The organism is Aeromonas sp. MaB10011B, from assembly GCF_017939325.1.
Taxonomy (GTDB): domain Bacteria; phylum Pseudomonadota; class Gammaproteobacteria; order Enterobacterales; family Aeromonadaceae; genus Aeromonas; species Aeromonas caviae.
In genome coordinates this window covers 1-6,534 of sequence record NZ_JAGKRK010000016.1, presented here as the reverse complement: position 1 = coordinate 6,534, position 6,534 = coordinate 1, and the positions used below count along the sequence as shown (strand labels likewise).

The following is a 6,534-nucleotide window of genomic DNA, read 5'->3' as shown; positions in this document are numbered from 1 at the left end:
CCCGCCTGCTGCACCAGCGGCTGTGTGGCTGGATCGACCCCGGCAAGAGCGGCAAGGCCACTGTGGATACCTTGTCCAGCTACGTTTGGCCCGAGGAAGCCAGCGGGGCAACCATGCGCCAAAGGCGCAAAAGGGTACGGGATTCGCTGCCAGAGATTGTCTCATTGGGCTGGACGGTCACCGAATATGCCCCTAGCAAGTACAACATCGCACGGCCCAAGGCGGCAGGCTGACCCCTGTGCTAACTGTCACGCCCCCGGCGTAACTGTCACGCACCCCCGGCGTAACTGTCACGCACCCCCGGCGTAACTGTCACGCTCAGGGGAGTAAAAACAACGCTGTAAGCCACGCCACCACTGGCCTGTAGCATTTGCGCAAAAAGTTGATCCAAGATCTTCCAAGATCTTCCATAGGATCTGAGCCCTTTAGGGGCTCCGACCCTCTACAGATTACAGACCTACAGACCAATGCCCGGCCAGAGGCCGGAGGCCCTTTATCGCTGCGCTAAGCTACACACCCCCCCACTGCTGCGCAGTAGGGGGAAAGGCGGGCTTCGCCCGCTGGTGTAGGAGAGGAATAAAGTTTCATACTAAGCAGTCAAGTAACCCTGTTTGTACCGTTCTAAATGATACTCACCCAGAAATAAAGATTCATACTAATTCCTACTACAAAATCTGAGTCACGCTACAACTGAGTAATAAAGTATCATACTGGTTGTCTTGAGCATCCACAGATTGATTGGCCCCATTCAAACACGTTTCTGGACAAGAATGAGCTAGAAGTATTGATCTAGCTCTGGTGATTTGAATTAGAAAATGTATTAATGTTGTGTATAGTTTATCAGCAGGTATTCGTAAGCATCTAGTCAGGAAAAACAACAATACCCAACGCTTCGAGAAGCTGTTCTTGTTGCCAGCTGGCAATTTTGATACCTGATGTATCGACTTTTCGAGGATCTAAACCGTCGAGTTCGGCGTGACATAAATTAGCACCCTGTAGGCTAAACTGTCCCCAGACATCTTCAGAAAAAACACCTCGACTTAAGTCTGACTCTTTCAGTGATGCGCCCGCGAGGTGAGTCCCTATCCAGCGATTTTCAAACAGCTCACATTTTTCTAAACAGACCCGCTCCATATTGGCATAAGACAGGTTACATCCAGTAATAAAGGCTGAGCAAAAGTACATACGATTACTCACTTGATTGGCAAAGTTTGCTCGGGAAAAGTTGGCCCCTTTTAAATCACACTCACGTAACTCAATACCGTAGCAATTGGCGTTACTAAAGTTTGCCATCGCAAGCTGGCATTGTTGGAAACTTGCATCGCGAAGGTCTGCGACATCAAAATGGCAACCTTCGATATCACCCTGTTCAATGAACTTGCAGTTAATAAATGTCGCATCACGCAAGTTAGCACGTCGAAAATCGCATCGGATAAAGGTGCAAGCAGTGAAAGTAATATCACTTAGATCTTGATGTGAAAAACTGTGGTGTCGATATGTGTGACGGTAGGTTTCCATGTTGACTCCTATGATGAACTGGACGCAACACTACCATCAAAGCCACATCACATCACCAAAATAAAAACACTAAAAATCAAGATCTTAAAAACCCTCATTTTGCCTATTTTAAGGGGGTAAAATAGCGCCCTGAGCCTCTATGTTAACGTTCAAAGTACGCGGCACCATTGAAAAAAGTTATCCGCTTAAAAAGCCACAGAGAAAAGGAACCCAATAGATTACTGATGTCCGCCATTAGGTAAAGTAACCTTAAACGGAAGCCTGCAATTTGAAGTAGATACAAGGTCTAAGAAGGAATGGGGCATAAACGTTTTAGAAATGGCAGTGTACTCTGATCGCTGCCATTTAAGTATGAATCTTTAATACTCAGTATGATTCTTTATTACTTAGTAACGAAACTTTATTCTACTCACACAGCTGGTGCCTGTCTGAGACGCCACAGGAGGCCCGTAGAGCTGTTTTGCCGCGACAGCGGCCTTTCCCCTACTGCGCAGCAGTGGGGGCGGTGTGTAGCCCCGCAGGGGCCTCTTCCTGCACCACCTGCTCTGGCTTAGCCTTTGCCAGTGGTGGCAGACCAAACAGGGCTCGGTCTGGATCACGGTCAAGCTGCTTGTCCAGCTCAGCCCGTAGCCAGACCTCATTGAACTGCCCCAGCTTTCCCGCCTCTATCATGCCCGTGAGCATTGCCCCAACTATGATCTTGCGCCGAGTATCATCCCGCCGTTCCTGCTGCTGTTCCCTTGCCCTCACTCGCTGGATCTCGGCATTGATCCGCGCCCTCTGTTCTTCGAGCTTGGCGAGTTTATCCTCTAACTTTCCCATGTTGACAGCCCTGTTGTTATGTGCCCGTTGTAGAGTATCATCAGGTTACTGATGCCGCAAACCCGACTCATGGAACATGAGGAGGGCGCACTTACCGGTTTCTCTGCGAGAAACTGCCTCCGGCCCCCCTTCGGGGCGGTGCGCTCTCCGAGGGCCACTAGCGTGGAGCTTACACATGGCGATATTTCATCTCGCGGCCAAGACTGGCAGCCGTGGCGGCGGCCAGTCGGCTAAGGCCAAGGCCGACTACATTCAGCGCGAGGGCAAGTATGCCCGCGACAAAGACGAGGTGCTGCACACCCAGTCTGGCAACATGCCATCATGGGCGGCAGGAGCCGCAGAGGTCGGCAACTACTGGGATGCCGCCGACCTGTACGAACGGGCCAATGGCCGCCTATTCAAAGAGGTTGAATTTGCCCTGCCAATCGAGCTGACGCTCGATCAGCAGCGGGTGCTCGTGGACGACTTCGCCAAGTACCTGACCGAGGTCGAGCGCCTGCCGTATACGCTGGCGATTCATAAGGGGGGGGGTGAGAACCCGCATTGCCACCTGATGATGTCCGAGCGCAAAAACGATGGCGTCGAGCGCAAGAAAGATCAGTGGTTCAGCAGGTACAACCCGAAAAATCCGGGGCAGGGGGGGGCGCAGAAAACCGAGAGTTTGAAGCCCAAGGCGTGGCTTGAGAAGACCCGAGCAGCATGGGCAGACCATGCCAACCGGGCGCTGGAGATGGCAGGCCACGAAGCCCGCATCGACCACCGGACGCTAGAGGCGCAGGGGATCGAGCGCCTGCCGACCATCCACCTTGGCCCCAACGTGGTGGAGATGGAGGGGCGGGGCATCCGCACCGGGCGGGCGGATACGGCCCTGTCCATCGAGACGGCCAACACCGAGATCATCGACCTACAGGCATACAGAGAGAGCATCGACCATGAGCGCGATAGACAAAGTGAGGCAGGCCAGAGGGATCGACGAGCTGGCGGGGCAGATCGAGCCGCTGGCGCAGAGCTTGGCGACTCTCGCAGACAAGGCCGTGACGGCGATAGAGGAGACTCAAAATGCCAGCATAAAGCAGGCTGGAGAGTGGGAGATCCAGCAGGGCAAAGCCGCGACGGCGTGGGAAGGCACAGCCAAGGACATGAAGGCCGCAGCCGAGGCACTGGACAAGGCAGCCGGGAAGGCCGAGGGCGCAGCGAGTCAGTTGGGATGGAGGATTTTCGTAGTCACCTCGATGGGTTTTCTGCTGTTTATGCTAGTGCTGCTGATCGGATTGTGGCTCTGGCTGACCCCGGAACTCAGGACGACAAAGGAGGGGGCAATGTGGCTACTACTCAGGCTCAAGTGAAGGGGGATCGCACCTCTCAGGCCATCGCCCGCCAGCTCAAGGCTATGGGCTGCGACCTGTACGATATTGGCATCAGGGACTCCGCCACAGGCAAGATGATGAATCGGGAATGGACGCTGCAAGAGGTGGTCGAGAACGCCGCATGGCTCAAGCGGATGAACGCTCAGGGCAACGATATCTATATCCGGCCAGCCGAATCAGCCAGGCACGGGCTTGTCCTGGTAGACGACTTGAGCAGCTTTGACCTGGACGCGATGAAGGAGGAAGGGCGGGAGCCTGCCGCCGTTATCGAGACCAGCCCGAAGAACTATCAGGCGTGGGTGAAGGTAGCGGCAAACGCGCCAGCAGAGCACAGGGGCGCGATTGCCCGCAGGCTGGCCCGAGAGTATGACGCCGACCCCGCAAGCGCTGATAGCCACCACTATGGCCGTCTGGCGGGCTTTACCAACCAGAAGCCCAAGCACACAACCAAGACGGGGTATCAGCCGTGGGTGCTGTGCCGAGCGTCCAGCGGCCAAGCCGCCACCACAGGCCCCCAGATGGTGCAGGAGGCCGGGCAGGAGCTTGAGAGCAAGGAGCGCCAGCAGGAGCAGGCCCGCAGGCTGGAGGGCATAGAGACAGCCCAGCCGCGCCGTTATCACAGGACTGCCTTGGACGAGTACCGCAGCGAAATGGCGGGGCTGGTGAAGCGGTTCGGGGACGACCTGAGCAAGTGCGATTACATCGCCGCCATGAAGTTGGCCATGAAGGGCATAGATCCCGACGAGATCGCCAAGGCCATGGCCGAGGCCAGCCCCGGCCTCATGGATCGCAAGGCAGGCCATGAGGCCGACTACATCGAGCGCACCATCAAAAAAGTGATGGCGCTGCCGGAGGTGCAGAAGATCCGCGCCGAGCTTGAGCAGACGCAAAAAACCAAGGGGGAATACCCCACGCTGGAAATGTGACTTTTAGTTAGAGCTAACCCATGTTATGGTGTTAGCTCTAACCATGTATTTTGCATTAGCTCTAATGAGGTCTGGTATGAAGGACAAGCGGGATAAATTGACTGGCAACCTGTTGGCCAGCGATAACGCGATCAGGCAGGCTCGGTTTGCCGAGACCCAGCGTGAACTGGGGCGCAAGGCGCGTAAGATATGGGCCACAGACGATGAGGCCGAGGCGCTGCGACTGTACCTAGAGGAACTCAGGGCGGCGCAGGACGGGGATAGCGGCCCCGCCAGCGCCTGACCATCAACCGCCTGCAAAGGAGGCAAATCAATGGCTACCCATAAGCCTATCGACATTCTGGCGAGCTTCACAGAGCTACCGCCGCCGATTGACTATGTACTGCCCAACATGGTGGCCGGCACCGTGGGGGCGCTGGTATCCCCCGGTGGGGCTGGCAAGTCCATGCTGGCCCTGCAACTGGCGATGCAGATCGCTGGCGGCCCCGATCTGCTGGGCGTGGGCGAGCTGCCGACAGGCCGAGTGATCTACCTGCCCGCAGAAGACCCACCAGTTGCCATCCATCACCGCCTGCACGCACTCGGGGCGCACCTCTCCGCAGCCGAACGGCAGGCCGTGGCAACCGACTTGTGGATCAAACCGCTGATCGGAAACGGCCCCAACATCATGACCCCGGAGTGGTTCGACGGCATGATGAAAGCCGCCGAGGGCAGACGCCTGATGGTGCTGGACACGCTCAGGCGCTTCCACATCGAGGAGGAGAACGCCTCCGGGCCTATGGCCCAAGTCATCGGCCGCATGGAGGCCATCGCCGCCGAGACAGGGTGCTCGATCATCTTCCTGCACCATGCCAACAAAAGCGCGGCCATGGCGGGCGCAGGCGACCAGCAGCAGGCCAGCCGTGGATCGTCGGTGCTGGTCGATAACATCCGGTGGCAGGCATACCTCTCCGGTATGACCGCAGCCGAGGCCGAAACGTGGGGCGTGGACGACAACCAGAGGGCCTATTTCGTGCGCTTTGGCGTGAGCAAGGCCAACTACGGCAGCCCGTTTCAAGAGCGGTGGCTAAGGCGGCACGAGGGCGGCGTACTCAAGCCCGTACCACTGGAAAAGCGGGCCAAGCCCAAGAAAGGGGGGGTGCGTGATGCCGCATAAACACGAGCTTACCCACGTCCGGCACGACCCGGCGCACTGTCTGGCCCCCGGCCTGTTCCGTGCCCTCAAGCGGGGCGAGCGCAAGCGCAGCAAGCTGGACGTGACGTATGACTACGGCGACGGCAAGCGGATCGAGTTCAAGGGGCCGGAGCCGCTGGGCGCTGATGATCTGCGCATCCTGCAAGGGCTGGTGGCCATGGCCGGGCCGAGCGGTCTGGTGCTTGGCCCGGAACCCAAGACCGAAGGCGGGCAACAGCTCCGGCTGTTCCTGGAACCCAAGTGGGAGGCCGTCGAAGCTGACGCCATGGTGGTCAAGGGAAGCTATCGAGCGCTGGCCCGTGAAATCGGGTATGCAGAGGATGGCGGCAGCCAGTTCAAGGCAATCCGGGAGTGCATTGAGCGCCTGTGGACGGTCTCCATCATCGCCCAGAATGGCCGCAAGCGGCAGGGGTTCCGGCTGCTTGCCGACTACGCCAGCGACGAGGCAGACGGGCGCCTGTATGTGGCCCTGAACCCCTTGATCGCGCAGGCCGTCATGGGTGGCGGCCAGCATGTGCGCATCAGCATGGACGAGGTGCGGGCGCTGGACAGCGAAACCGCCCGCCTGCTGCACCAGCGGCTGTGTGGCTGGATCGACCCCGGCAAGAGCGGCAAGGCCACTGTGGATACCTTGTCCAGCTACGTTTGGCCCGAGGAAGCCAGCGGGGCAACCATGCGCCAAAGGCGCAAAAGGGTACGGGATTCG

The 6,534-nt window shown here is 57.7% G+C and carries 7 protein-coding genes; 5 read left to right on the top strand and 2 right to left on the bottom strand.

What is annotated here, in order from left to right; translation table 11 throughout:
• Positions 1-233, top strand: a 233-nt coding sequence (repC, locus tag J9893_RS06940) for a replication protein C, IncQ-type (protein ID WP_282597911.1), incomplete at its 5' end; no start/stop codon positions are given.
• A gap of 628 nt (positions 234-861) precedes the next feature.
• On the opposite strand, the gene J9893_RS06935 is transcribed toward repC (J9893_RS06940), so the two are convergent.
• Together J9893_RS06935 and J9893_RS06930 are read right to left on the bottom strand one after the other, a co-directional pair.
• Complete coding sequence (locus tag J9893_RS06935) at positions 862-1,518, bottom strand: quinolone resistance pentapeptide repeat protein QnrS2 (RefSeq protein WP_012537714.1); 657 nt, start codon at positions 1,516-1,518, stop codon at positions 862-864.
• A gap of 483 nt (positions 1,519-2,001) precedes the next feature.
• Complete coding sequence (locus tag J9893_RS06930; RefSeq protein ID WP_223917427.1) at positions 2,002-2,340, bottom strand: mobilization protein; 339 nt, start codon at positions 2,338-2,340, stop codon at positions 2,002-2,004.
• Between the two features lie 175 nt (positions 2,341-2,515).
• On the opposite strand from J9893_RS06930, the gene J9893_RS06925 reads away from it, so the two are divergent.
• The 4 genes from J9893_RS06925 to repC (J9893_RS06910) all read left to right on the top strand — a co-directional run.
• Positions 2,516-4,633, top strand: a complete 2,118-nt coding sequence (locus tag J9893_RS06925; protein WP_172688246.1) for a DNA-primase RepB domain-containing protein — start codon at positions 2,516-2,518, stop codon at positions 4,631-4,633.
• A 76-nt stretch (positions 4,634-4,709) separates the two neighbouring features.
• Positions 4,710-4,916, top strand: a complete 207-nt coding sequence (gene urfF / locus J9893_RS06920; protein ID WP_128314199.1) for a plasmid repression protein F — start codon at positions 4,710-4,712, stop codon at positions 4,914-4,916.
• A 30-nt stretch (positions 4,917-4,946) separates the two neighbouring features.
• The gene (locus J9893_RS06915; RefSeq protein ID WP_128314198.1) at positions 4,947-5,789 is read left to right on the top strand and encodes a helicase RepA family protein; all 843 of its coding nucleotides are present in this window, start codon (positions 4,947-4,949) and stop codon (positions 5,787-5,789) included.
• On the top strand, positions 5,779-6,534 hold a 756-nt coding region (gene repC, locus J9893_RS06910), incomplete at its 3' end, for a replication protein C, IncQ-type (RefSeq protein WP_210621913.1). The genes J9893_RS06915 and repC (J9893_RS06910), both read left to right, overlap by 11 nt.

Excerpts from the sequence above, each read along its gene's own strand:
- J9893_RS06935 (WP_012537714.1), bottom strand. The coding sequence starts at position 1,518 with ATGGAAACCTACCGTCACACATATCGACACCACAGTTTTTCACATCAA.
- J9893_RS06930 (WP_223917427.1), bottom strand. The coding sequence starts at position 2,340 with ATGGGAAAGTTAGAGGATAAACTCGCCAAGCTCGAAGAACAGAGGGCG.
- J9893_RS06925 (WP_172688246.1), top strand. The coding sequence starts at position 2,516 with ATGGCGATATTTCATCTCGCGGCCAAGACTGGCAGCCGTGGCGGCGGC.
- urfF (WP_128314199.1), top strand. The coding sequence starts at position 4,710 with ATGAAGGACAAGCGGGATAAATTGACTGGCAACCTGTTGGCCAGCGAT.
- J9893_RS06915 (WP_128314198.1), top strand. The coding sequence starts at position 4,947 with ATGGCTACCCATAAGCCTATCGACATTCTGGCGAGCTTCACAGAGCTA.